Consider the following 25,195-nt stretch of genomic DNA (forward strand, 5'->3'; position numbering starts at 1 on the left):
AATATCAAAATTCGGAAATCGTAAATCAAAGCCTATCTTTGCCAGATGAATAGAAATCCACTTTCCAATAATGTTCTTTTGAATTTAGACCTTCAAAGACTAAACGAAATGCAAGAAGTAGCTCAAAATGCTATTTTAAATGATGCGAATGTTTTATTACTTTCTCCAACTGGTTCAGGCAAAACATTAGCTTTTTTATTGCCTATTTTCCAAATGTTGGAAGAAGAAATAAAAGGTGTACAAACTGTAATTTTAGTTCCTTCTCGTGAATTAGGTTTGCAAATTGAACAAGTTTGGAAAAAAATGGGAACTCATTATAAAGTAAATATGTGTTATGGTGGTCATTCAATTGATACCGAGATTAATAATTTAAGTAATCCACCTGCATTATTAATTGGAACACCAGGAAGAATTGCTGATCACTTGGATAGAGGAAGTTTTCAGACTGAAAATGTAAAGACATTAGTTTTAGACGAATTTGATAAATCTTTACAACTAGGTTTTCATGAAGAAATGTCTTATATCATTGGAAAACTAACCAAATTAAATAAACGTGTTTTGGTTTCGGCTACTTCCGGAGTTGAGATACCAAAATATACAAAAGTGGTTAACCCAACTATTCTTGATTTTATTGAAGAGGATAAACAAAATGTAAATTTAGACACTCGTATTGTTTTTTCGAAATCAAAAGATAAATTGGAATCGCTTTTTCAATTGATTTGCTCGTTAAATTCAGAATCGGCTATTATTTTTTGTAATCATCGAGAAGCGGTAGAACGTATTTACGATATGTTGCTTTCAAAAGGAGTACTTTCCACTTTTTATCATGGTGGTTTAGATCAAGACGAACGTGAACGTGCTTTAATACAATTTAGAAACGGAAGTGTTTCGTTTTTAATTACAACCGATTTAGGTGCACGTGGTTTGGATATACCAGAAATGAAACATGTAATTCATTATCATTTGCCTTCCAAAGAAGATGAGTTTACGCATAGAAACGGTCGTACAGCTCGTATGCTTGCAACAGGAACGGCTTATGTAATTATTCATGAAACGGAGAAAAAAACAGACTATTTTGATTATGGGAAACGAAGATTAGATGTTTCTAATGCGAAATCGTTACCTAAAGCTCCTATTTTTCAAACCCTTTATATTAGTGGAGGGAAAAAGAATAAGTTGAATAAGTTTGATATTGTTGGTTTTCTTTCTCAAAAAGGAGAACTAGAAAAAGACGATATTGGTTTAATTGAAGTGAAAGATTTTATTTCGTTTGTAGCTGTTCGTTATACGAAAGTAAAAGAGTTACTTACCAAAATTAAGGACGAGAAAATGAAAGGGAAAAAGTATAAAATTGAAGTTGCAAGACAAGTGATGAAAAAAGAAGAGGAAGATGTGGAAACACATCCGAAATTTACTTCTAGAAAAGAGAATAATAGGAGATAATTAATTTTTTTTCTTTTTGAACCATTAAGAGATTAAGTTTCATTAAGTCTTAATTTTCTTAATTCCTTACTGGTTAAAATTCAGTAAACTTAAAGTTTTTCTAGTCATTCAATTGCGCTTTAATTTGTTTTAAATGAGACATTTTTCAGTTTTTATAAAATATTTTGCAATTATTTCAATTGTTATATCCTTATTAGTAAATTTTGGATTATGTTTAAATGAAAGTAACTTTCAGTGTTTAATTTCTTTTAGAAATGTATTTCTTTATTTATTATTGCTTTGCTTTGTAGTTCATAATAAATTTACTTTAGTACTGTTAGTTCTTTTAAATACTTTATTTTGGCTTCAGTTTTTTCAATTAGAAAGTAATATTACTTATTTCAATAATCCAATATTATATTTTAATCAGAATTTGTATAGAATACTGAATTTAGCGAATTGTAACGAGTCAGTTTTAAAAACTGTAATAATTATTCCTTTTGTTTTAAACCTATTTTTTTTATTCATCGAAATACCTTATCGAATACTTGTAATATTTAGTGAGAGAAATAAATCGTATTAATGAAATTTTGAAGAGTTTAATCATTCAATTGCGCTATAATTTGTTTTAAAGCTGTTTTTGCCTCTTTCATAACCGGTAGATAAGGCCAAATGTGAGGCATATTTTTTCCTTCAATAACTTCAATAGTATTTTGGGCTTCAGTTAATTTCTGAACGACTATTTTTTGGTCAGGATACGTAATGTCATTTTTAGCTAAAAATAAAATAGTGTTTGGAAATCCGTTAAAACTACCATTTATAGGAGATAACATTACATTGTTTAAGTCATTATTTGTAGCACACATTTTTTTAGCACTTAGGACACCCTTTTTAGACAACATAGGATCAATGGCTTCTATTTTGTCTATTTGCGGATGTGACATAGTTGCATCCATTACAGGTGAAACGAGTATAATCTTATTGGGTAATTCGCTATTCTTCTCAATTAATCTTTGAATTAAAGCGGTAACCAAAGTTCCTCCTACAGAATCACCTATAAGTGTAATTTGTTTTGAGGAATACTTTTCTAGTGCAGTTTTGTATACTAAATCTATATTTTCTGATATTTCTTGAATCTTGTTTTCAGGGGCTTTTGGGTAATCACACATCCAAACGTTGTGATTGGTTTGTTTTACTATTTCTTTAATAGTGTCCCAATGATGTTTTGCAGGACCTGAAATAAAAGCACCTCCATGAATAAATAGAAGCAGTTTAGTACTAGTTTCATTTTGTTGTATTTCGGTGATTTGGGTTTTTAAAATGGAAAAACGTGCTACATTACTTTTTCTAAAAAAAGCCTCTTTAGGATGGTGAATATCTTCTTTTCTTATTTGTTTATAATCAATTGGGTCTTGACTAAATTTTTTTTTAATACCTTTTAGTTTTATAACTAGCAAAGTAATATAATAGCTTAAGCTTTGTTTCATGACTAGTATTTCAATTATAGGTAAATATATTAAAAAAACAACATATAAAGCCATACCGTTTATGTCTGAATTTAAAGTTATATTTTTTTAATACATTCGCATAAGAACGATAAATAGGTTCAATAAAATATGCAAAAAGAAAAGTGTTTATTATGTAATTCAACTGCAACGGTTTTTTGCGAAAAACCACATCATTTATTTCACAGATGTGATACTTGTCAAGGTATTTTTAGACCTAAGCATACTTTTTATGATGCTTTTACAGAAAAGAATCATTACGAACAACATAATAATGATGTGAATGATATTGGTTACCAAAACTTTGTTGCTCCAATAGTGAATCAAATTCTTAGCGATTTTTCTCCAGAAGACAAAGGACTAGACTTTGGCTCAGGAACAGGACCAGTCATTTCTAAAATGCTAAAAGAAAAAGAATATCAAGTTGAGAATTATGATATATTTTTTGAAAATGTACCAGAACGATTAATTCAAAAATATAATTATATTTCTTGCTGTGAAGTGATGGAACATTTTCATGAACCTTTAAAAGAATTTGCATTACTACATTCTATGCTTTTACCTAATGGGAAATTGTATTGTAAAACAGAACTTTTTAAAAATCAAATACCTTTTGAAAATTGGTATTACAAAAATGATTTAACTCATGTTTTTATTTATCAAGAAAAAACATTAGATTGGATACAGGAAAAGCTACAATTTAAAAGTGTAGAGGTAAAGGATAAGCTAATTATTTTTGAGAGATGATTTTACTATTGATATTAAAATGATGATTTATTTTTTATTATATCGAGTATAAAGTTCTTTCTGTTTTCAATGCTGTCTTTTAAAACTTCAATCATTTTATAATCATATTTTAAATAAGTTTCTTTCATTTTATCAAATGTAAATAAAGCTTCTTCCCAAGTTTGTTTTCGTTCATTATCAGTTTCATATTTTGGATGTTACTTAAAGTATAGTAGGTTAGGATTTGTAAGTATTAAAATTCACTTCGACTTTTTCAAATTTTTTATCTTTTGATAGAATAGAGTTTATTTTGTGTAAACATTCTTGATTATCTTTAGACATTAAGAAAGCTAAGTCCCAAATGTCTTTTGAATATAAAAATGTTCCCATATCTGAATCAATTTCAAATAAATATTCATCATTCATCCAAAGATCGCTAATTTCTGTAATTTTTGGATTTATTTCTATAATTGAATTAAATAAATCAGATATAAAATTTTCATTCTCAACGCCACTAATAAAAGCAATTAATAAATTTTTAGAATTATATTCGGGACGAAAATGGTATTTATATTTTTTGCTTTCCATAGAATTAGAATAGATTCAATTTTTATTGAAATAGTTTAACTTTTTATAGTGTTAGTTCTAGAATTTCACCAGGAAGCCCATCAAAATCTTTAAATTCTTTTGATGTAAATCCATTGTTTGTTAATATTTTTCTTGATGCTAAATTTTTAGGATCTATAATTGCAAAAATTCGTTGAATTGATTCTTGATTTCTCCCAATTTTTATTAATTGTTCTCCAATTTTATTTCCAATTCCTTTTCCCCAATATTTAGGAAGAATCATATAGCCAAGTTCAACTTCTGGACTATTCTTTTCTTTAATTTCAAGTTTTGCTAATCCGATAAATTCGTTAGTTTCAGCGTTGAATACTTTAAAACTTCCAAAATGTTCATTAATTTTATTTTTTTTAATTAACTTCTCAAAATCAATTTTTGCTTCATCTACTTCAATTGCTCGTTCAGTAATCATTTCCATTACTTTTTCATTGTTAACCAATTGAAAAAAATAAAGAAAATCTTTTTCATTGAATTTTTCTAATTTAATTTTATTATCCAAAGTTTTAATTTTTATTAACTATTAGTTTGTAATAATTAATTCACTGTTGTGTTATAATTTATACATAAAGTATTACAAATATAAAACTATCTTTTAGAAAAATATCAGAACTGATTAAGCTTATTTTTAAATAGAGAAGGAGTTATTTTTTATGATTATAATAGTAATGTGTTTTGTTATATGAATGAATAAAAGTGTCTATAAATGGTAATTTTATTTGTTTTTTGCTTCGAAATAATCCCAAGTTAGTTTTGCAATATCAGCAATTATTTTTTCGTTTGTTTCTGTACTTTCTTTTGAGTTTGTTACAAAAATGTTAATAAAAAAGTGTCCATTTTTTGTAAATACAATACCAATGTCATTTACTGCTGGAGTTAATCCTTCACTGTTTGTATCTGAAGTTCCCGTTTTGTGAGCAACAATTGTTCCTATTGGCAATTTTCCTTTCAATCTTTTATTTCCTGTCCAAGTTTCTGACATCACTTTCCAAATAAAATTATGGCTTTCTTTAGAAAGTAATTTTTTCTTGTTATAATAAAATAATTCTAATAACTCACTTGCGGCTTTAGGTGTTATCCAGTTTTGAAATTGCACATTCCATTCTTTGTGCATTTCTTCTTCTGTTGCTTTTATTGAAATATTTTTAAAATTTATTGAGTAGAAATAGTCTTCAACTTTTTTTGTTCCTCCCAAGAGTTTTAATAATATATCGCAACCAATATTGTCACTGTCAGATACTGTGTATTTAATAACCTCAGATAACGATAATGTTGTTCCATTAGGATATTTTTCTCGAATAGGACTCCATGTATTTTGATGTAAATCTTCTTTTGTAATATTTATTTTTTGATTTAAAGATAATTTTCCTTTGTCAACTTCTGAAAGTACAGCTAGAGCAATAGGAAATTTATATACACTTTGCATTGGCAGGTGTTTGTCTCCATTAATAGATAAAGTATCTTTTGCATTATTTCCAATTATTGAAATTCCAATAGTGGCATTTTTTGTTGCAACTATTTTTTGTATTTTTTGTCGTAATGGTTCTATTGTTTGAGCAAAAGTCTGACAAGAGAGATATAGAATTAGTAAAGTTGTAAAGCGAAATGTCTTAATCATTGTTGTTTTAAATATTTTTAAGTGATTGACAAAAAGTAATTAATATTCAATAATTTGTAATAGTTTATAATTGGTATAAGCTATTATTTTGTTTATCAATTTACAAAATTAAGAAAACGACTTAAAATAAATATCTAAATCGTTTCTGTTTTTATAAACCGTTAATAGCATTATATTTCATCTTCATCATTTTCTAGAAATCTAAATTGATTTGCTTGTTGAAGTTTAGCTAATTGTGTTAATTCTGCTAAATAGTTTTGTTCTTGAATTGAAAAAGTAGTTGCTAATTTTGCAGAACCAGCAGAGCCTATTGCATCAAAAATTTCATCAATAATATTTAATAATGCATCTAACCATTTAGGTAGTTTTATTCCTAATGCTTCTAAAATCATTCGAAATATTTTTTTAATCTCTTTTACAATTCTTGAAAGTCCTAATTTTCCAAAAAGTGATCCTAAACTAGGGAAAATTCCTTTCGCATTTTGTACAAGAGAGATTCCAGAAGTAATATTTATAATTTGATTTACTTCTTTAATTTGTTGTCTTGAAGATTGCTCAACACTCTCTTTTACATACTTATTTAGTTCGGTTACTTGACTAATTAAAGTAGGAGAGAATGCTCTAATAACAGCTTTTTCATCTTCATCATTTGCATAATCAATTGCTTTTTTAGTATAACCAGATGTTAAATCTAAAAAATCATTTAAGAACTGTTCAAGTACATTGTTGCTTTTTGTTTCTGACGTTGCCATAATATTTCTTTTAAAGTTTAGACAAAATTCAGAATATTTATTTGGTTGATTCAGAGTTGTATAACCCTTTCTGTAAGGTTGATTCACTTAACTTTAAATAGATTGTATTTATTAAGTGATTAATTTGGGGTTTCATCTCTTAAATGTAGTATAGTATTTTTTTTCCTTTTGATAAGTTTGTCAATTCGTCTTTTGTTCTCTTGTTGCAATAATGAAGGATATAAATTCATTAAAATATTTACAAACATTATTGTTAATCCAAATAAATAGTTGTGAGAAATACTTTTATATATGGCAATAACAGTTACAAATATAAATCCAATTAGATGACTTATTTCAGCAATTGTCATCTCTTTTCGTATTTCAACCAATTCGGTTTTATTAGTCAACTTAATTTTTTGATTGAAGAATTTGAAAAAGGTATTTTTTACAATCCATTTAAAGTATTCAATCCCAATATTTTTATTCTCAATAAAATTTAGGTTTGATATTTTTTTGTAGTATTCAGTTTTCATTATAATACCATTAAAAATCATTCCAATTATCCAAGAGATAAATGATACTGATACTCCGAATGTCAAATATTTAATCATAAGTTGTTTTCAAATTGTAAAAATATTAGACTGTTTGCAGTTGTTGCGTAAATTTAGAATAAAATTTTAAAAGATAAAGTCCGTTCTCTAGTTTATATCCTATTCCAAGCATTAACACCAAAGTCAACCTTTTTTAAAACTATATCCTTGTCTAGAATATAAAATTTCAGTTTGAAAACAAAATTTGTCTGTAATAGAAATTTCACTCATGATTCCAAAATTTAAAGCTGAACAAGTTCTAATCTATTAGTATTCTCCACTAATATTTGTAAAATTAAGACCTCATTTAATATTAAATTTGATATTTTGAGCATTGATAGTTGTTAATCCAAATACTGCAATTACAGCTACTAAAAGTAATTTTTTCATAATTTTTTAAGTTTGTTTAATTTGATACAAAGCAAACTTGTTTTTGGAGTTTAATTTTTTAGAATACTTTTAACTTTTTAACAAGGTTTAAGAAATGAGTTATATAATATTAAGCTTTCAAATATTTGATTTGGAATTGTTTAATATTCTTTATACTATTTTCCAGGAACTACCTTATAAGTAGGATCTTCCATAATATTTACATCGATAATGGCTTCTGCATTTTTAAGTAATTCTACGCAGTCATTACTTAAGTGTTTTAGATGTACTTTTTTACCAACAGCAGCATAGCGTTCTGTAATTTTGTTAACTGCATCAATGGCACTCATATCTGTAATTCTACTTTCTGCAAAATCGATAATTACTTCACTTGGATCGTTTTGTACATCAAATTTTTCTGAAAAAGCGGTTGTCGAACCAAAAAATAAAGGTCCGTATAATTCATAGTGTTTGACTCCATTTTCATCGATATATTTTCTAGCACGAATGCGTTTCGCACTTTCCCAAGCAAATACTAAAGCTGAAATTATTACTCCAATTAAAACGGCTAAAGCTAAATTGTGTAAAAAAACAGTAATTAATGTTACTACAAGCATTACGAAGATATCATGTTTTGGCATTTTGGTAAAGGCTTTAAAACTAGCCCATTCAAAAGTTCCAATGGCAACCATAATCATAACGCCTGTTAAAGCAGCCATAGGTAATAATTCAATTACAGGTGCACCTACTAGGATAATTACTAAAATGGTTAAAGCCGCTACTATTCCTGATAATCTAGCTCTTGATCCTGATGATAAGTTGACTAAAGTTTGGGCAATCATAGGACAACCACCCATTCCAAAGAAAAAACCATTGGCAATATTAGCGGTTCCTTGCGCTAAACATTCACGGTTGCTATTTCCTTTTGTTCCAGTGATTTCATCGACTAAATTTAAGGTTAATAAGCCTTCTGTTAAACCAACTGCCGCCATGATTAATCCATAAGGTAATATAATCTTTAATGTTTCTAATGTAAATGGAATTTCAGGAATATGAAAAGGAGGTAAGCTTCCACTTACAGAGGCAATATCTATAACTTGTTTTGTATCAATATTAAAAACTAGTACTACTGCAAAAACCACTATAATAGCGACTAAAGAAGCTGGAATAGCTTTTGTAAATTTTGGTAAAATTAAAATTATGGCAATTGTTAGAGCTACTAATCCTGCCATAATAAAGAGAGGAGAACCTGTTAACCATTCTTTATTTCCATTGATAACTGTTTTGAATTGTTCCAATTGAGACATAAAAATGATAACGGCTAATCCATTAACAAATCCAAACATTACGGGTTGTGGTACTAATCGGATAAACTTACCAAGTTTTAGTAAACCAACTATAATTTGGATGATTCCAGCCATGGCTACCGCAGCAAAAACATATTCTAAACCATTGGATTTCATTAAAGCAATTAAAACAATAACTGTAGCACCAGCACCACCAGAAATTAATCCAGGACGTCCACCTAAAACAGCAGTGATTAATCCCATGATAAAAGCACCATATAATCCTACAAGAGGAGGGAAGCCTGCTAGGATAGCAAAAGATAATGATTCGGGAATCATAGTCATAGCCACTGTTAATCCGGCTAAAATTTCGGTTCTGTAATCTACTTTTTGTTTAAAATCGAATAGATTGAGTACTTTTTGCATTAGAATTTGAGCTTTGAAAAAATTAAGCGGCAAAGGTAAGGTTTTCAAATTTAAGGAGCAGCATAGTGTTTTAATGTGTTTTTAGTTCTTTATATTTTAAGAGGTTAATTTTTAGTTGATAAGTATATTCCATTTAAAAAAATAAGGAAACAACTAATAGATTGATGTTTAAAATGGGATAAAAACAATTCTCTTTATTGATTTCATAGTTTAATTTTTTCTAAAATTCCAATAAATTAAACAAAATAAGGTATGATTGTTATAAAATTTTATTTTTTGAATAAATTACAGAAAACCTGCCACTTAACTATTGGTTTTGTTTGGTACATTGCGTTATAATAAACAAACAAATAGATAATATGAAAAAAAATCTTTTAAAGCTAACCTTACTATTAGGTTTGGCAATTGTACTAGGATCCTGTAACAATGAACAGGAAAAGAATCCTCAAGAAGTAAATCCACAAACTTCTGATGATTATATAATAGGTCTAATCAAAAAGTGTGACGATTGTGAAGTTTCAACTTCCAAAACTTTTTTTTATTGTGGAATAAAAGCGGGTGCTTCTTATGTAGAAAATGATAGCCCATATCTTAATGATATTAAAGAAAGTATTTCAAACGGAACTCCAATTAAAATTTATTTTGATGAAAATGAGCCAGAAAGAATAATTTCTGTAGTTAAAATTTCAAATAGTGAAGAAAAGAATTGGAATTTAAATGTGAAATATGATGAAACACCATTTAAAACTATTGAGGATTTAAATAGGAAGGTTTCAACTCAAAAAGCTTCTAGTTTTGATTTCACAACAACTGAAGCAGTCAACTTTTTTAATGCTATGAAAAATAAAAGTTGTGCTATAAACAATCAAAATTTGTGTATTCCATTTCAATATGCAAATGATGGTTGTTATGCAAGAGCCCACATGATGAGACAACACATGAATTATGCTAGTAAAGATTGTTATAAGATTTTTGCTTATGGAAATTTAAAAGTAAATACTTCGTCTACTGGAGTATGTGGTATTGCATGGAGGTATCATGTAGCTCCTTTAATTTCTGTTAATGGTGTTTGGAATGTAATTGACCCTTCTTTATTTAATCAACCTGTAACCATTACAACTTGGTTGAATAAAATGAAATATAACGGAGGTACTGTTGCTACAACAAGTTATCAAAATTCTAGCGTGTATTATTATGATTATGTTTCAAATTATACACAATATGATAATAACTATACAGATACTTATAGTACTTTGGCTAATTATAGATATAGACAAACTAGCTGTTCTTTTTAATACTAGTTGTTTTATTTGTGTAAAATCTAATTAGTAGTATATCAAATACATAATTGAGCTGTAATAATATTAATGGCTTTGTTAAAATTTTAATTTTTGACAAAGCTATTCTGATATTTAAATGTGAAATTTACGCACTAAGTTTCTATAATATTTTTTTTGCCTCTTTTGGATCGTTTAGATTTATCCAAAAAATATGCATAGCTTCATTTTTATCTCCTGTTCCGTTTTTATTAGTGTCTTGTTTGGCATAAATGTACATGATATCATTTTTATAATCATAAGTAGATTTAATGACGCCATAATCAGAAGGAATTAATTGAGTTTTTTTAGTATTTAATTTATCAAAGTGATATAATTTTCGTAAGTCTTTTTTATTGATTAATGTATCGTTATTTGTGTCTTCATCATAAACTGAAACCATGAAATAATCACGATGAATGGGTTTGTTTTTTAAAGAATCTTTTCTAACACCAGGATAATAGACTGTTTTTATTAAGACAGGTTTTTTGAATAGAAAGCTGCTTTTTTCATTAGCTAAATTATAATGAGCAATGTTTATTAAATTATATCCATTTATAACATCCATTCCAGGCATAAAATATTTATAGTTTTCATCATCATCTCTATAGTTATAGTAACTACTATCTTCGTAGTAATTTATATTTTTGTCTGCTTCGGGTTTAATTTTATATATAGAAATTAAACGAATACTGTCTAATCCAGTAAGAATTACTTTATTTGATGTAGTTGTTAGATTTCTACTTGTTGCAATTGTATTTATAGTATCGGTATTATCTAATGCCTTTTGCTCATCTAAAGTTAGATAATCTGCATTTTTTATTTTATTCGATTTATCACAGCTTATAATACTTAATAAAAATAATAATGCTAAAACAACTTTTCTAATATACATATTTACTTTTTAACAATTACCGATTGAGGAACTAGTTTGGTTATATCTCCACCGTTTCTCAGAACATCTCTCACAATACTAGATGAAATATAAGAAGTGCGAGCAGCCGTTAAAAGGAAAACGGTTTCAATTTTCGATAAACTTCTATTAGTATGTGCAATTGCTTTTTCAAATTCAAAATCGGCTGGATTTCGAAGTCCTCTTAAAATAAATTCGGCATTTTCTTTTTTGCACAAATCTATAGTAAGTCCTTGATAAGTAATTACTCTTACTTTGGGTTCGTCTTTAAAGGCTTCTTCTATAAAGTGTTTGCGTTCTTCAAGTGAAAACATGTATTTTTTTTCAGCATTTACACCTATTGCAACAATTATTTCGTCAAATAGTGAAACACCACGTTTAATAATATCAAAATGTCCGTTAGTTATAGGGTCAAAAGATCCAGGGAAAATAGCTTTTCTCATGATAAAATTATTTTAAAGAGTCGGTTATGTTTTGAATATCTATATATGAATATTCACCTAAAATGTATTTGTATTGTCCATTTTTATTAATGATTAAAACACCGTAACAATTTCCTTTTTTGTCAAAGAAGTTTTTTAAGAAATAAAAACCTATATCATCATAATGTGTTTTGTTATCAAGTATTTTTTTCGCGGCTAATTTATCAGCATATACAAAAATGTTTCGATGGTTTTCTGGATTTACTTTAGTGTATACTTTATTTGTTAACCAAGTATAACTCTTTTCTAATTCACCATAATTTTCATAAGAACAATAATCTTTAGGAAAACGATAGTTGATAATAATATATTCTTCTTCTGTCCAGTTGTAAGCGTCTTTTATAGCTGTTATTTGGTTTTGTGGAATTGTTTTTTCCTGTGCAAAGGTAAACTGTACAGTAATAAAAAAGAAAAGGATTAGATTTTTCAGCATTTTAATTAATTTTTTAAGGCTTCTTCAATAGCATTTTCAAAAAGTTGGGCTAATGAAATTCCAGCTTCATTAGCTTGTTGAGGTAAAATACTTTCATTAGTTAGTCCAGGAACAGTATTCATTTCTAGCATGTGAGGTTCATTGTTAACAATGATAAATTCACTACGAGAAAAGCCTTTCATTTTTAGAACTTCATACGCTTTTTTTGCAACAGTTTCTATTTTATGTTTCAATTCGTCAGAAATTCTTGCAGGAGTAATTTCTTGTGATTGCCCTAAATATTTGGCTTCATAATCAAAGAAATCGTTGTCAGATACAATTTCGGTTATAGGTAATACTTTGGTCTCTCCTTTGTACTTGATAACACCTACAGAAACTTCAGTACCATCTAAAAAACTTTCTATAATAATTTCATTATCTTCTTTGTAGGCTATTTCAATTGCAGGTAAAAATTCTTCAATTGTTTTTACTTTTGAAATTCCAAAACTTGATCCTGATTTATTTGGTTTAATAAAGCAAGGTAATCCAATGGTTTTTAAAATTTCATCAACATTTATTTCATCACCTAAATTTAAATAATGCGAAGTAGCTGTTTTTATTCCGTATGGTTTTAAAACAGATAATAAATCACGTTTGTTAAAGGTTAGAGCTGCTTGATAATAATCGCAAGATGTATGAGGCATTTTTAATAACTCAAAATAGGCTTGCATTAATCCATCTTCACCTGGTGTACCATGAATCGCATTAAAAACCACATCAAAAAATATTTTTTCACCATTAATTGTAGTAGTAAAGTCGTTTTTATCAATAGGATATTCAATATTTTCTTTTACACAAACCCATTTTTCTTTTAAGATATGTATTGGGAATGCATTATATTTTTCTTTGTTCAAATTATTATATACAACACCACCGCTTGTTAATGAGATTTTATATTCGCTTGAATAGCCACCCATTATAATTGCAACGTTTTTCATTCTTATAATTTTTAATCGTATGACCACAAAATTACATTATTTATTCAAACTAAAAATCTTTTCGATTTCTTATATTTGCTGAAATAACTATAAATTATGAGTGTTATACATTTTTTAAAGAGCAAATCGTTTTTTATACAATTAGCTATAGCTTTTACTATAGTAATTGTATTAGGTTTTTTATTAATACAATTTTTAGATTTTAAAACGAATCATGGTGAAGAGATTACAGTTCCAGATTTGTCTAAGATGCAAATTACAATTGCAGATGAAAAATTAAAAGAATTAGGGCTAGAATTATTGCTTTTAGATACAGTAGATTATAGAAAAGATATGCCTCCTTATTCCGTAGTGGAACAAGATCCTAGAGCGGCAACAACAGTTAAAAATGGAAGAAAAATATATGTTAAAATAAATTCTGGAGGTTTTACAGAAGTTATATTGCCTCCATTTAAAGATAAAACATATCGTCAAATTAGTGCTAATTTGAAGTCATTAGGATTAAAAGAAGGAAGAGTTACGTATCGAAATTATATTGCAAAAGATGTTGTTTTGAGTATTTCTTCTGGAGGAAAAAATCTTAATGCAGGAGATAAGATAAAGAAGAATTCTACGGTTAATTTTGTTTTAGGAGATGGAAAAGATGTTTTTGATGGAACAAATTTAGGAGAAATGCCATCTATAGAAAACGATTCAATATAATAAAAGATTATGAGTGATAAAAATGTAGAGGAAATTGATGACGATTTGCATGAGCATTATCGTTTTGAGGTGTCAAAAGGACAACAAGCTTTGCGTATTGATAAATTTTTAATGAATTTAATTGAAAATTCAACACGAAGTAAAATTCAGAAAGCAGCCGATTCGGGAAATATTTTTGTAAATGATAATGTTGTAAAATCAAATTATAAGGTAAAGCCAGATGATGTAGTGACTGTAATGTTAGAACATCCACCTTATGAACATTTATTAGTAGGTGAAAATATACCTTTAGATATTATTTATGAAGACGACCAACTCATTGTAGTAAATAAACCAGCAGGAATGGTAGTTCATCCAGGTCATGGTAATTATTCTGGAACTTTAGTAAATGCATTAGCTTATCATTTTGATAATTTACCAATGAATAGTTCTGAGCGTCCTGGTTTAGTTCATAGAATTGACAAAGATACTTCAGGGTTGTTAGTAGTTGCTAAAACTGAGCTTGCAATGGATTATTTATCGAAACAGTTTGCTGCTAAAACATCAGAAAGAGAATATGTAGGAATTGTTTGGGGAGATATTAAGGAAGAAGAAGGGACTATAGAAGGAAATATTGATAGACATCCAACAAATAGAATGCAAATGACGGTTTATCCTGATGGAGAACAAGGAAAACCAGCAGTTACGCATTATAAAGTTTTAGAACGTTTAGGGTATGTTACGGTTGTTTCTTGTAAGTTAGAAACAGGTAGAACACATCAAATAAGAGTGCATATGAAATATATTGGCCATACTTTGTTTAATGATGAGCGTTATGGCGGTAATTTAATTTTAAAAGGAACAACTTTTACAAAATATAAGCAGTTTGTGGATAATTGTTTTAAAGTGTTACCTAGGCAGGCATTACATGCTAAGACATTAGGGTTTGAGCATCCTGTAACTAAAGAGTTTATGCGTTTTGATACCGAAGTTCCTACTGATATGCAAGAATGTATAGAAAAATGGAGAGTGTATTCTAAAGCACAAACTTTTACTGAGGAATAATATAAAAGACAAAAAACATCGATTATAAAACGTTTTATAATCGATGTTTTTTTGTGTCATATTTGAAACACAATTATTTTTTGTTTATGATTTTTAATGTTTCCATTATTTCAGGGTCTTCTTCTTTTATAAAATAATTGTATCGCGTTTTTTCAGATAGTGTAACATTAGGAGTGATTTTTTTTTCAGGAACTTTTTTGTAAACTTCGTCTGAAAGCGATAAAACAAGTATAGGAATTGTCATTGTTAAATTTGAAGTAGGTAATTTATATTCAAGAGAGTAACCTGCTGTTATTTCATGATGAGAACCGCCTATTTGTTCTCCAATAATTTCACCTCTTTGATTTAATTTAAATTGAGAAGAAAAGTAAGCTGAAGCAGATATTGTATTTCCACCTATTAACAAATAAACGTTTCCTTTAAAAGCATTTTCTTTAGGGTTTATAGTTTTATTATCAATATACTTTATGATGTATTGATCTCCAATTTTTTCTGCTCCTTGTTTTATATATTCAATAAAGCCAGGTAATGTATTGTTTTCATCTATTACTACTTCACTAGCTGCTATAATATGCTCAGTATGTGGGAAATTAAAATGATTAATTTTACCTATTACGTTATCAATAAATGGAGATTTAGCAATATAAGAATATAATAAAGCAGGTATTTCTATGTTTCCGCCAGAATTGAATCTTAAATCTATAATTAAATTTTCCGTTTTTTTATGTTTTATATCATTAAAGGTTGAATCTAAAAGTTTATTAAATTCAAGATAAGAGTTTTCTGTTTCACTTTCTATCCAGTTAAACGAATTGAATTGTAGATAATATGTATTTGAATCTGTAAAATAATTAGTGTTGATTTGATTTCTTAGTTCTTTTCTATGTAAAGGATAAATTCTCTCATTATTCATAACATTTAAGTAATCTTCAATTTTAATTCCATCAATTGTTGTTTTTAAAATTTGTGAATCATTCAATGATTTTCTATAAGTAATTTTAAATTGATTTGGGTTTCCAATTCGTAATAAATAGACTAAAGAAAATTGGCTTTCAAACATTTTGTAATCGTATGTTTCGTGTTCACCTTCTCTCATTAATTTTTTATATAAATCTGAAATGTTAACATCATTAATGCTTTCTATAATACTACCATATGGTATGCTTGTTTTTTTAGAATTGACAATTAGTTTCTTATTTATTACTTTTATAGGAATAGGAAAAACAGTATTGTTCTTTAAAAATGGCATCATTACATCTTCAGGAATATTGAATGCTGCATGTTCATCAAATTTTGAATTGATTTTAGAATCAAAAATGAAATTAAAAAAATCTATAATGGTTAATGAGTCTTTTTTTAATTCTGATGCTTTAACTTCAAAGAAGTTGTTTAAATTTATTTTATCTTCTTTAGTTAATTTAGTAGATAGTTGTAATGTTATATCTCTAATTATTTCTAAATCTTTTTTTAGATCTTTTGTAGCTTTCTTTTCTTGTGAAAAACTAAAGTTGAAGTAGTTTACTGAAATTAATAGATATAGGATTGTTTTTTTCATGATAAAAAATTTAAGGTTATTCTTTATCAAGAATTAGGCCATTGTTTAAAATCATATTGATTTTTTCAAATGAGAATTGATATTAATCTCTTTTTTTAGAATTACTTAGGCTAGAATGTACCTTTTAGAAATTTATGAAATTTTTTTGAGTAGTAAAGTAAACTATCTTTCATAATTAGATAAATAAAATTTAAATAGCTTTTCAATTTATTTTGATATAATAATTCGATTGCTTTATTCTTATCTATTTTGAAAGAATATGAGAAAGTAATTAGTAGGATTTTATTAACAGGTATTCTTTGTAAAGTGATTTGATTTATAGTTCTATTCTAAAGCTTTATATACTTTACTATCATCATTTTTATCATATTCAGCATAACTATCGTCTTTTTGATAGTTATTAATTAAATTTTTATTTTCGCTTAAATATGAGAATAGTGTACGAAATAGATTTACAGAGGTCTTAAGTTTTTTGTCATATAGAGTATGAGATTTTTCGAAACTATTCCATTTAATAGCTAATTTTGCTCCAAAAATAGAATTTAACAATATTTTATTTTCTGTTTTTTTAATAGATTCTAATGTGTAATTAAATCCTACAAATCCACCATGATCGGCAGCTATTATTATAATTGCTTCGGAATCATTATTATTTATAAATGTAATAGTTTCTTTCAACCATTGATTTGCGGATTTAATTTTTTCTTTATATTTTTCTCTTTCTTTTTCTTTCCCTAAACTTCCGTTTTTATGAACAGCTATATGACTCGGTGTAAAGCTTTCTATGAAGTAGAAGTTTGAAGTTTCTTTATTTTTTAAAATTTGATTCTTTAATTCAGGAAAAATTTCTTTATAAATTCCCCATCCATCTCTTATATACGGAACTTCATTATAATTAAAATTGCAATAGTCAAATTCTATTTTTGGTCTATTTGATAAAAGATAAGGCCTTTCTGTTATAAATAAGGTTTTATAATTATTCTGTTTAAATATGTTTAAAGTAGGATTATTTCCTAATATATAATCTCTTGCATTCTTAAATCCTGTTTTCTCTTTTGAGTAATGATGTTTCATCATGAAAGAAGAAGAATTAGATTTTAGAGTAGTACTATAATTGCTTCTAAATTTTTCATAGTGTGTGAAATTATTTACAGATAACCAAGAATCAAATTCTGAATTGTCTATATCATAGATTTGATTTCTTAAATTGTATTGATTTGTATATCCATCCATTTGTATATAATAAATGTTAGGTCTCTTTTTAAATTGACATTTTTCAATTTCATCTGGTTGGATAGTCCAGTTATTATTGTTATTAAAAAGTTCAGAAAAGATTATTCCTATCTTAAATAAAGGGATTAATGACATGATTGAGACAATAACAAGCATGATTTTATAATTATTTATTTTATACGAAATAAGAACTATTAATCCAAATAAAATTAGAAATATCTTATAAAAGGTATGATGAAAGTTGATGTTCTGTCCAATATAAAATGTAAAGGATGAAGATAATATAATGAATAAAATTTGTCTTCTTTTATTTCTAAACCTTGTTTTAATTATTATTTTATCAATAAAGAAGCAAAGTATTGATGGAATTAAAATATAGTATCCAATGAAAAACAAAAGTTGAGAAATGGAATTTGCATTTTCAAAATTATTTGAATAATAAAACAAGAAAGCATAAAGACCAATAATTATCCCTCCAAAAAGAGGATATTCTTTCTTATTTTGTATAAAATCACTAAATTTAGATTTCAAACTCATTGAAAGTAAATGTTTTACGTTTTAAAAAATATAAAATTCTATTTGATTCAGTAATCGATTCTTTTCTTATAATGTCAAAATAAATTGTATATTCTTTTTCAAAATTAGTTTCATTATAAAAATGAAAATGTTCTTTAAAACCTCTTTTACTTTCTAAAAGAAACTTTACCCATGAATCTTCTCTTGTAGGAAATTCAAGAAGTAATTCTGGCGCTAATTCTGCAAAAAAAGAAGCTGACATTTGAAATGGAATATTCCCAGAAAGACTAATATGATGTATTACTGCTAATGCCAAGCATCCGTCTAATTTTGTTGTTTTTATTCGTTTAATAAATGAAAAACGTTCTTGATTATTAAATCCATAGTTAGAAGAAGGGTTTAAAATATCAATAACAAGTGGAATATTTTTTTTCTCTTTATTTTTAAGTATTTTTTTATAGTTTTGTTCAACAGCATTTGGGTCAATATCTGGGACAATTGCAAAATCCAAATCATTTAAGAGTTCTCTAGAAAAAGTGCCATCATTCCCTCCAATATCAATAATTTTTTTACCATTTATTGATTGTAACCACTCATATGTTAAATCCTTTTTCTTTTGATAAGAAGTTTGATTATAATTAGTTTGATTATAATAATTATCCCACTCTGTATGATTCTTTTGTTTTAAGTTTTGTATAAAAATGTACAATGAATCTATTAATTTTAATTGAGATTTTTTTGAAGTGACGCTCTTAACTTCTTTATTTGTTTTAGCATATTTTGTATCATATTTTGCTAATAAATGAATATTTGTTAAAATTGTAGGACTACAATAACTTTTTATGGGCAATAATTTTGAAAGTTTTTTTAATGAGATTCCATCAATTTCGCTAGACAATGTTTTTAGAAAATCTAATCCATAGTAATGACTTAAAACTAAAGGACCTAAAAAATGAGTGATGAATTGTTTATATGCAAGCCAAGGTTTATTTTCTTGATAGAAATCAAATGATAAGCTATCAATGAAAATTGGTTTTCCATTGTGAAAAGTAATATTAAACGCTGATGCATCTTTTAATGTAAAATTATTTTCTAGGCAAAGTTTTTGTATTTTTAAAGTTAATAATGCAGCATGCTTATATTGTAGAAAACTCCATTCATATGGGTAACTAATAAAAGGAATTTTTTCTGCATTTATAATTATTTCTTTGTTAGATTTAGAAATTTCTGAATGAGGGATTAAGTATTTTTTTTTAAATAATTCAGTATAAAACCCTTTATCAGTAAGCTTATTATATTGCTCAAAATAAATAGGATGTATGACTCTTTTAATTAAATCTTCATCAAGAAAAACATATCCAGAAGGATCTCTAAAAGAAGAAGTTATTCTTTTTGAATTCATTTGTTATCTTCTGTTTCATCCATAAAATCATCATTTCCATGATTTTTAACTCCAAAAAATGATTTTATTTTTGTTATTAAAGTTTTATAAAAAAGAGTAATACCAGCTATTGCACCAACAATAAATTGAACAATTAAAGCACCAGTTCCTGGGTCAAAGTATAAAGAAAACATTTTTTTTTTCAAATTTAGTTAATTTATTTGATTTTATATACTATAAACGTATTATGATGATTTCGTTTACTCTTTTTAAAATCTTCATTCTAAATAGTCTAACAAAAATCCATATTCTTCTTTTGATAAATTAAAATTATGATTGTATTCATAATCAGAATATTGGGTTAAATATTTTAAATCTGAATTGTTTATTTTGATTAAAGAATCTTCCTTTGTAATAAAATGAAACCAAAATTCTTCGGAACATTTCTCATATTTTAATTGTAAATTTCTAAGTGCAGGTCCAGTCATGTTTCTATCTAAACTGTGACAAGCTGCACAATTGCTGTTAAATAACTCTTTTCCTTTGATTGCATTTTCTGAGTAATTTTGTGACATAGTACCACAAATCATAGTGGATTCTGTATTTCCACAAACAAAATAATGTGAAGTGTTATTTTTATAAATTAGATATGAAATACCAATTGTTATAGCTAGAAAAGAACTAGATAAGAATATAATTTTATTTATGAATTTTGTAATGTGTGCTATTTTCAATATTGTTATGTATTAATAATAGAAAATAATTTTAGACTTCTTTATATTTTAATTTTCAAGTAGGACAAACTAATTCTGAGTTCTCTTCTTGTAATTGCAATCCTGATACGTTTTCTTTAAAAAGGAGTAATCATTTCTAATTACTCCAAATTTACATTTTTTAATTTTATTTTTCAGTATGTTTTTAGATATTCTCTAATTCCATAACAAGCAAGTACATCTTCTTCTGTAGCTGCTACAACTTATGTATTGTCTATTTCAGTAAGCTTCTCAATATAAGTTTTAGATGCGAAAATGGTTTTGTTACGGTTTATAATTTTTACATTTTTGGTAAATCCAGATTAAAACATTCTTTCTTCAAGAATTGAATTGTTTTTATTCTTTTATAATCTTATCTACTTTTGATTCATTTATATCAATTTTTCTAGTTGTTTTTGAGTGAAGGATTATACAATTATTTTTTAGGCTTTATTCTTTAATTTTTTATGATTTTTTCCCCACACTAAAAGTGAAATAGCTAAGAAAGGAATATCTTTTACTAAGAAAAATTCGGTTACAGGAAATCCATCTACCATTTTCCAAATACCAGGAGTAGTAGCTAAAAAGCTTAAAGTAGTTATAAAAATAATAGTAGAAGCTATACCTGCTATCTTACCAATTTTTACATTCCAAAATGAGACAATTAATCCAATGGCAATTATAATTTCTGAAATTCCTATTAAGTTTGATACTCCTTGCACTGATAAAATGGAATATAACCAATTCATTCCAAAATGATTTGCGACTAATGGTTCAATTGCTTTAGCTTCAAAAAGGGTAAATTTAAATAGTCCAATCCATAATAAAGTTATTGCTACACCAATTACACCAATTGTATATCCTAGTTTTTCTATATTTATATTTTTCATAAGTATTTGATTTGTATTTTTTAAATGATTTTTTATAGTTGGACAACAAAGTCGCCCAACTATTAGATTTTCTATTATTTTACTTCTGGAGCTAAAGGGAAGTCAATTGCAAAACCAGTAAGATTGTGAATGTAATTACTAATGATTTTATCTCCTACAATGATCACCACATCAATTAAGTTTGATTCTGTGTAACCTGCTTCAAAGAAAGTATTTTTAATTTCATTTGAAACATTTCCTTTGTTCTCAACAACGGCTTTTGTAAAAGTAACTAAGGCATTTAATTTTGAATCAAAAGGAATATTCCCTTGTCTAATTTCAATTATTTGGTCATCAGTAAAACCGTTTAATTTTCCTAAAGCAGTGTGAGCTGATTGACAATATCTACATCCATTAATTTGGCTAGTTATTAAATTAATAATTTCTCTTTCTTTTGCTTTTAATGTAGATTTTCTATTTTGAAGAGCAAGATAATCGGCAAGTGCTGTATCATTTTTTGCAAAATAGGCATATAAATTTGGAACAAATCCTAGTCCTTTTTCTAAATTATTAAAAATAACTTGATTGTTTTTTGAAACTTCATTCTTTGTTGGAATCGAAAATTGTAAATCTGTAGTGTTCATATTATTCTTTTTTTATGTTATTAATTATGTACACTGCAAAGATGCGATAGAAAACAAGGCTAGGAGTAGACGTAAAATCCTTAGGTGTTAACAATTTTTCCCATAACGGATTTTTCTCTAAATTCTGAAGGCGAAACACCTTCATTGTTTTTAAAAAAACGACTAAATGTTTGAATGTCTTCAAAACCGATTTCATAAGTAATCTCTTTAATACTTAGATCAGTATATATTAAAGTACGTCTTGCTTCAAGCATAATTCGTTCTTGAATTAATTGATGTGGTGTTTTATCGCTCACTTTTGAGAAATAATTGGAAAGTGTTTTAGAAGATTTATTCATTAATGTAGCATAATCTGCTAACCTGTGATACGATTTAAAATGTTTCTCTACTAAATAATTAAATTCCCTTATCATATCAAGTTGTTTAAAATTGGGGATTTGTTTTTGCTCCTTATATATTCGAGTACACAAAATGAGGAAACGTTTTAACATTACTTCAAGCATTTCTAATTGCAGGTTATCTTTGGAATCGAGTTCCATTTCAAACATTCTCAATAGAATTGTAAATTTTTCGAGTTCTTCAGGTGGAATCATAAATGCAGGAACTTGTGAAGCACCAAAGAATAAAATTCCTTTGCAACCTACTTCACTATCATGATTAGCAATGCAGAAAAAAGCTCTGTTAAATCGAATAAGTTGAACTTCATTAATTTTGTTTATTTCAAGTTTATGAAATTCTGTCAGAAAGATAATAGTGCTTTTATTCGCTTTAAATTCAATATTGTCAATAGTTATATTATTATTATCAGAAGTAAACCACAATATCATTAAAGATTCGGGAATTTGTTCTTTTAGTATAATACAATTATCTTGAACAATGGTTTCAATATGTAGGTATTCATTGTTTTTTCCAGTATAAATCATAAAAAGAGACTATTTATATAAGTTCTGTTTCAATTACTACTGATGAAACTAATGTTTTGTGAACAGGACATCGTGATGCTATTTCTTTTAATTTTAGTCTTTGAGATTCGTCTAAATTTCCTTCAAAAGTTAATTTTTTAGTTATATAATCAATATATTGAGGTTGCTCATTATCCATATCTACTAGGTGTTTTTTAGAATGTGTTAAGTAGACATATACCTCTTTTAAATCCCATTTTTTTCTTTGTGCATATAATTTTAAAGTCATGGCAGTACAAGCTGCTAGACTAGCATTTAAAAATTCATAAGGACTAGGTCCAAAATTATCACCACCAAAACTTTCAGGTTCGTCTGCTACTAAATTATGAGAATTAGTTTGAATTTGTGTAGTAAAATTATATTCATTTAAATTAAGATATCCTACTACTTGTTCTCCTTCTGTAGAAAGCATTATATTTTCTTTTTCGGGAAGATAATGTAATACCCAATTGCTTATTAAATTGCCTGTATAACGACTATCTTTTTCATTTGTAAGTAAATGATCTGCTTTATTTAAGCTTATAAAGCTTTTAGGATGCATGGCATTATGATATATTTCATGAGCATTGTTTATACTCACAATGGTATCAATAGGACTGTGAAGAATTAGAATGGGTTTTCTTAACGAATGAATAACTTCGTTTAACTTAATAGTACTGAATCCTTCGATAAAATCATTATCAATATAAAATGGTCTGCCACCAATGTTAACTTTAACTTTTTCATTTGGTTTTAGATCTTCTATCTGAGTAATAAAATGTTTTTTTGTGTGTTCAATATTTGAAGGTGTTCCAATGGTTGCTACCGCTTTTATATCTGTTAATTTTGAAGCAGCAACAATAGCCGCAGCACCACCTAAGGAATGACCAATAAGTAATGAAGGAGCTTCAAAATGCTCTTTAAAATAGTTGTGAACAGTAATAATATCTTCAATATTAGCAGAAAAATGGCTTTCGGCAAATTCTCCTTCGCTTTTTCCTAAACCTGTAAAATCAAATCGAATTACACCAAAGCCATTTGCCGTTAATGATTTACTAATATTCCGAACTGCATTAAAATTGCTATGACATGTAAAACAGTGTGCGAACAATGCAAAATAATTGGGTTTTTGATTAGCTGGTAAATCTAAAGTGGCTTCTAAAAAAAATCCTTTAGTATTTTGAATTCTAATAATGTTACTTTTCATAATATCCTGTTTGTCATAAAAATACTAAAAATATTCAATAAATCAATGCATTAGAACTAATGTATGGTTGTCTAAAAAAGAGAATAAATGCATAATACATTTTACTTTTAAATTAAGGTATATTTTATAATTCTATTTTTTTAATTTTTAATATTGTCTTATTAAGACTCAAATGGATGAAAAAATATCATTAAATATAAGTTATATCTAATTTTTTTTAGAAAATAAATTATAAAAAAGCTTTTTTGGTGTTTTATAATCAGGATGAATGAAATTTTTTAATTTATTAATAATGTTTTGTTAATAATTCTATTATAGATTTTAATTTTAAAATTCATAAGTTAGCAGTATATAAACAATTAAATATACAAATAATGAAATTTATTGGAAAAGTATTGATGCTTACTGCATTAAGTCTATTCTTTTCGTGTGAAACAGAAGACAGTGTTCAGGAAATGGCTACAGAAGCTAAAGTAGAAAATCAAAAAGTTGCAAGTAGAGTAGCAAGTTTTGATGTGTACATTAAATTGGTAGATTGGAGAACAGGTCAGGATGTGCCTGCTAGTACATTACCGGGATATGGTGCTACTAATTTAGCTACAGGAGAAACTTTTTTTGATTCTCAATATGAGCCAGGTCTTTTCGAAAGTCTTCCAGCAGGAACGTATAGATTTGATGCTCGTGATGGATATTTTGATGGAGCTTCATCTGCGGTTGTAGAAGTTAGTGCTGCTAACGAAACACCAGAAGGATGGGTTGTAGCAACATTAAGATATTGGTCAGAATAAATTACAATGCTATAATATTAAAAAACCTCGTTTTATATAAAATGAGGTTTTTTTATGAATTTCTGTAGTTAATCTTTTTTAAAATTGATGATTATGGAAGTAGTACAGTCTTAGCGTTTGTAGTAGCTACTTGATAACGATCAGT

26 protein-coding genes are annotated in these 25,195 nt (G+C 27.0%); 6 read left to right on the forward strand and 20 right to left on the reverse strand.

What is annotated here, in order from left to right:
* Positions 1-45 precede the first annotated feature (45 nt).
* Positions 46-1,443, forward strand: a complete 1,398-nt coding sequence (locus tag LXD69_RS13155; protein ID WP_246915745.1) for a DEAD/DEAH box helicase — start codon at positions 46-48, stop codon at positions 1,441-1,443.
* A gap of 578 nt (positions 1,444-2,021) precedes the next feature.
* Here LXD69_RS13155 and LXD69_RS13160 read toward each other — a convergent pair.
* On the reverse strand, positions 2,022-2,909 hold the full coding sequence (locus LXD69_RS13160) for an alpha/beta hydrolase fold domain-containing protein (protein WP_246915746.1): 888 nt from the start codon (positions 2,907-2,909) through the stop codon (positions 2,022-2,024).
* 129 nt (positions 2,910-3,038) lie between these two features.
* Here LXD69_RS13160 and LXD69_RS13165 point away from each other — a divergent pair, with 129 nt between their 5' ends.
* Positions 3,039-3,674 (forward strand): class I SAM-dependent methyltransferase, encoded by a 636-nt coding sequence (locus LXD69_RS13165; protein ID WP_246915747.1) that lies wholly within the window; start codon positions 3,039-3,041, stop codon positions 3,672-3,674.
* A gap of 216 nt (positions 3,675-3,890) precedes the next feature.
* On the opposite strand, the gene LXD69_RS13170 is transcribed toward LXD69_RS13165, so the two are convergent.
* The 6 genes from LXD69_RS13170 to LXD69_RS13195 all read right to left on the reverse strand — a co-directional run bounded on the left by LXD69_RS13170 (position 3,891) and on the right by LXD69_RS13195 (position 9,297).
* The gene (locus LXD69_RS13170; protein WP_246915748.1) at positions 3,891-4,241 is read right to left on the reverse strand and encodes a hypothetical protein; all 351 of its coding nucleotides are present in this window, start codon (positions 4,239-4,241) and stop codon (positions 3,891-3,893) included.
* Between the two features lie 43 nt (positions 4,242-4,284).
* Entirely contained in the window at positions 4,285-4,776 is a 492-nt protein-coding gene (locus LXD69_RS13175; RefSeq protein WP_246915749.1) for a GNAT family N-acetyltransferase, read from the reverse strand.
* A 213-nt stretch (positions 4,777-4,989) separates the two neighbouring features.
* Positions 4,990-5,892, reverse strand: a complete 903-nt coding sequence (gene bla, locus LXD69_RS13180) for a class A beta-lactamase, subclass A2 (protein WP_246915750.1) — start codon at positions 5,890-5,892, stop codon at positions 4,990-4,992.
* Between the two features lie 170 nt (positions 5,893-6,062).
* Positions 6,063-6,644, reverse strand: a complete 582-nt coding sequence (locus LXD69_RS13185) for a hypothetical protein (protein WP_246915751.1) — start codon at positions 6,642-6,644, stop codon at positions 6,063-6,065.
* 119 nt (positions 6,645-6,763) lie between these two features.
* On the reverse strand, positions 6,764-7,237 hold the full coding sequence (locus LXD69_RS13190) for a glycosyl-4,4'-diaponeurosporenoate acyltransferase CrtO family protein (protein WP_246915752.1): 474 nt from the start codon (positions 7,235-7,237) through the stop codon (positions 6,764-6,766).
* Positions 7,238-7,761: 524 nt separating this feature from the next.
* A complete protein-coding gene (locus tag LXD69_RS13195; RefSeq protein WP_246915753.1) occupies positions 7,762-9,297 on the reverse strand; it encodes a SulP family inorganic anion transporter in 1,536 nt (511 codons plus the stop codon).
* A gap of 359 nt (positions 9,298-9,656) precedes the next feature.
* On the opposite strand from LXD69_RS13195, the gene LXD69_RS13200 reads away from it, so the two are divergent.
* A complete protein-coding gene (locus tag LXD69_RS13200; protein WP_246915754.1) occupies positions 9,657-10,592 on the forward strand; it encodes a protein-glutamine glutaminase family protein in 936 nt (311 codons plus the stop codon).
* Between the two features lie 145 nt (positions 10,593-10,737).
* On the opposite strand, the gene LXD69_RS13205 is transcribed toward LXD69_RS13200, so the two are convergent.
* From LXD69_RS13205 to LXD69_RS13220, 4 genes are read right to left on the reverse strand one after another with little or no spacing between them, the layout of a single operon-like run.
* Complete coding sequence (locus LXD69_RS13205) at positions 10,738-11,508, reverse strand: hypothetical protein (RefSeq protein ID WP_052705083.1); 771 nt, start codon at positions 11,506-11,508, stop codon at positions 10,738-10,740.
* Between the two features lie 2 nt (positions 11,509-11,510).
* Positions 11,511-11,969: a pantetheine-phosphate adenylyltransferase gene (gene coaD / locus LXD69_RS13210; RefSeq protein WP_045966989.1), complete on the reverse strand. Its 459-nt coding sequence runs from the start codon at positions 11,967-11,969 to the stop codon at positions 11,511-11,513.
* A 7-nt stretch (positions 11,970-11,976) separates the two neighbouring features.
* Positions 11,977-12,441 carry a hypothetical protein gene (locus LXD69_RS13215; RefSeq protein ID WP_246915755.1) on the reverse strand — a complete coding sequence of 155 codons (465 nt, stop codon included), beginning with the start codon at positions 12,439-12,441 and terminating at the stop codon, positions 11,977-11,979.
* A 5-nt stretch (positions 12,442-12,446) separates the two neighbouring features.
* Complete coding sequence (locus LXD69_RS13220; protein WP_045966992.1) at positions 12,447-13,418, reverse strand: D-alanine--D-alanine ligase; 972 nt, start codon at positions 13,416-13,418, stop codon at positions 12,447-12,449.
* Between the two features lie 96 nt (positions 13,419-13,514).
* Here LXD69_RS13220 and LXD69_RS13225 point away from each other — a divergent pair, with 96 nt between their 5' ends.
* Positions 13,515-14,120, forward strand: a complete 606-nt coding sequence (locus tag LXD69_RS13225; RefSeq protein WP_045966994.1) for a PASTA domain-containing protein — start codon at positions 13,515-13,517, stop codon at positions 14,118-14,120.
* Between the two features lie 9 nt (positions 14,121-14,129).
* Entirely contained in the window at positions 14,130-15,164 is a 1,035-nt protein-coding gene (locus tag LXD69_RS13230) for an RluA family pseudouridine synthase (protein ID WP_045966996.1), read from the forward strand.
* Positions 15,165-15,237: 73 nt separating this feature from the next.
* Here the strand turns inward: LXD69_RS13230 and LXD69_RS13235 are convergent, their stop codons facing one another.
* The 9 genes from LXD69_RS13235 to LXD69_RS13275 all read right to left on the reverse strand — a co-directional run bounded on the left by LXD69_RS13235 (position 15,238) and on the right by LXD69_RS13275 (position 24,262).
* A complete protein-coding gene (locus LXD69_RS13235) occupies positions 15,238-16,719 on the reverse strand; it encodes a S41 family peptidase (RefSeq protein ID WP_246915756.1) in 1,482 nt (493 codons plus the stop codon).
* 324 nt (positions 16,720-17,043) lie between these two features.
* Positions 17,044-18,489 carry a hypothetical protein gene (locus tag LXD69_RS13240; protein ID WP_246915757.1) on the reverse strand — a complete coding sequence of 482 codons (1,446 nt, stop codon included), beginning with the start codon at positions 18,487-18,489 and terminating at the stop codon, positions 17,044-17,046.
* Positions 18,473-19,870 carry a class I SAM-dependent methyltransferase gene (locus tag LXD69_RS13245; protein WP_246915758.1) on the reverse strand — a complete coding sequence of 466 codons (1,398 nt, stop codon included), beginning with the start codon at positions 19,868-19,870 and terminating at the stop codon, positions 18,473-18,475. The genes LXD69_RS13240 and LXD69_RS13245 overlap by 17 nt, the downstream gene beginning before the upstream one ends.
* Complete coding sequence (locus LXD69_RS13250; protein WP_246915759.1) at positions 19,867-20,043, reverse strand: hypothetical protein; 177 nt, start codon at positions 20,041-20,043, stop codon at positions 19,867-19,869. The genes LXD69_RS13245 and LXD69_RS13250 overlap by 4 nt, the downstream gene beginning before the upstream one ends.
* 84 nt (positions 20,044-20,127) lie before the next feature.
* Positions 20,128-20,583, reverse strand: a complete 456-nt coding sequence (locus LXD69_RS18105) for a c-type cytochrome (protein ID WP_246915760.1) — start codon at positions 20,581-20,583, stop codon at positions 20,128-20,130.
* Between the two features lie 461 nt (positions 20,584-21,044).
* The gene (locus tag LXD69_RS13260; RefSeq protein WP_045967000.1) at positions 21,045-21,491 is read right to left on the reverse strand and encodes a DUF417 family protein; all 447 of its coding nucleotides are present in this window, start codon (positions 21,489-21,491) and stop codon (positions 21,045-21,047) included.
* A gap of 74 nt (positions 21,492-21,565) precedes the next feature.
* The gene (locus LXD69_RS13265) at positions 21,566-22,114 is read right to left on the reverse strand and encodes a carboxymuconolactone decarboxylase family protein (protein WP_246915761.1); all 549 of its coding nucleotides are present in this window, start codon (positions 22,112-22,114) and stop codon (positions 21,566-21,568) included.
* 80 nt (positions 22,115-22,194) lie between these two features.
* Entirely contained in the window at positions 22,195-23,037 is an 843-nt protein-coding gene (locus LXD69_RS13270) for a helix-turn-helix domain-containing protein (protein WP_246915762.1), read from the reverse strand.
* 13 nt (positions 23,038-23,050) lie between these two features.
* Positions 23,051-24,262 (reverse strand): bifunctional alpha/beta hydrolase/OsmC family protein, encoded by a 1,212-nt coding sequence (locus LXD69_RS13275; RefSeq protein WP_246915763.1) that lies wholly within the window; start codon positions 24,260-24,262, stop codon positions 23,051-23,053.
* Between the two features lie 374 nt (positions 24,263-24,636).
* Between LXD69_RS13275 and LXD69_RS13280 the strand changes: the two genes are divergently transcribed.
* Positions 24,637-25,050 (forward strand): hypothetical protein, encoded by a 414-nt coding sequence (locus tag LXD69_RS13280; RefSeq protein WP_045967004.1) that lies wholly within the window; start codon positions 24,637-24,639, stop codon positions 25,048-25,050.
* The last annotated feature ends 145 nt before the right edge of the window (positions 25,051-25,195 follow it).

Source organism: Flavobacterium sediminilitoris, from assembly GCF_023008245.1.
GTDB classification, from domain to species: Bacteria; Bacteroidota; Bacteroidia; order Flavobacteriales; family Flavobacteriaceae; genus Flavobacterium; species Flavobacterium sediminilitoris.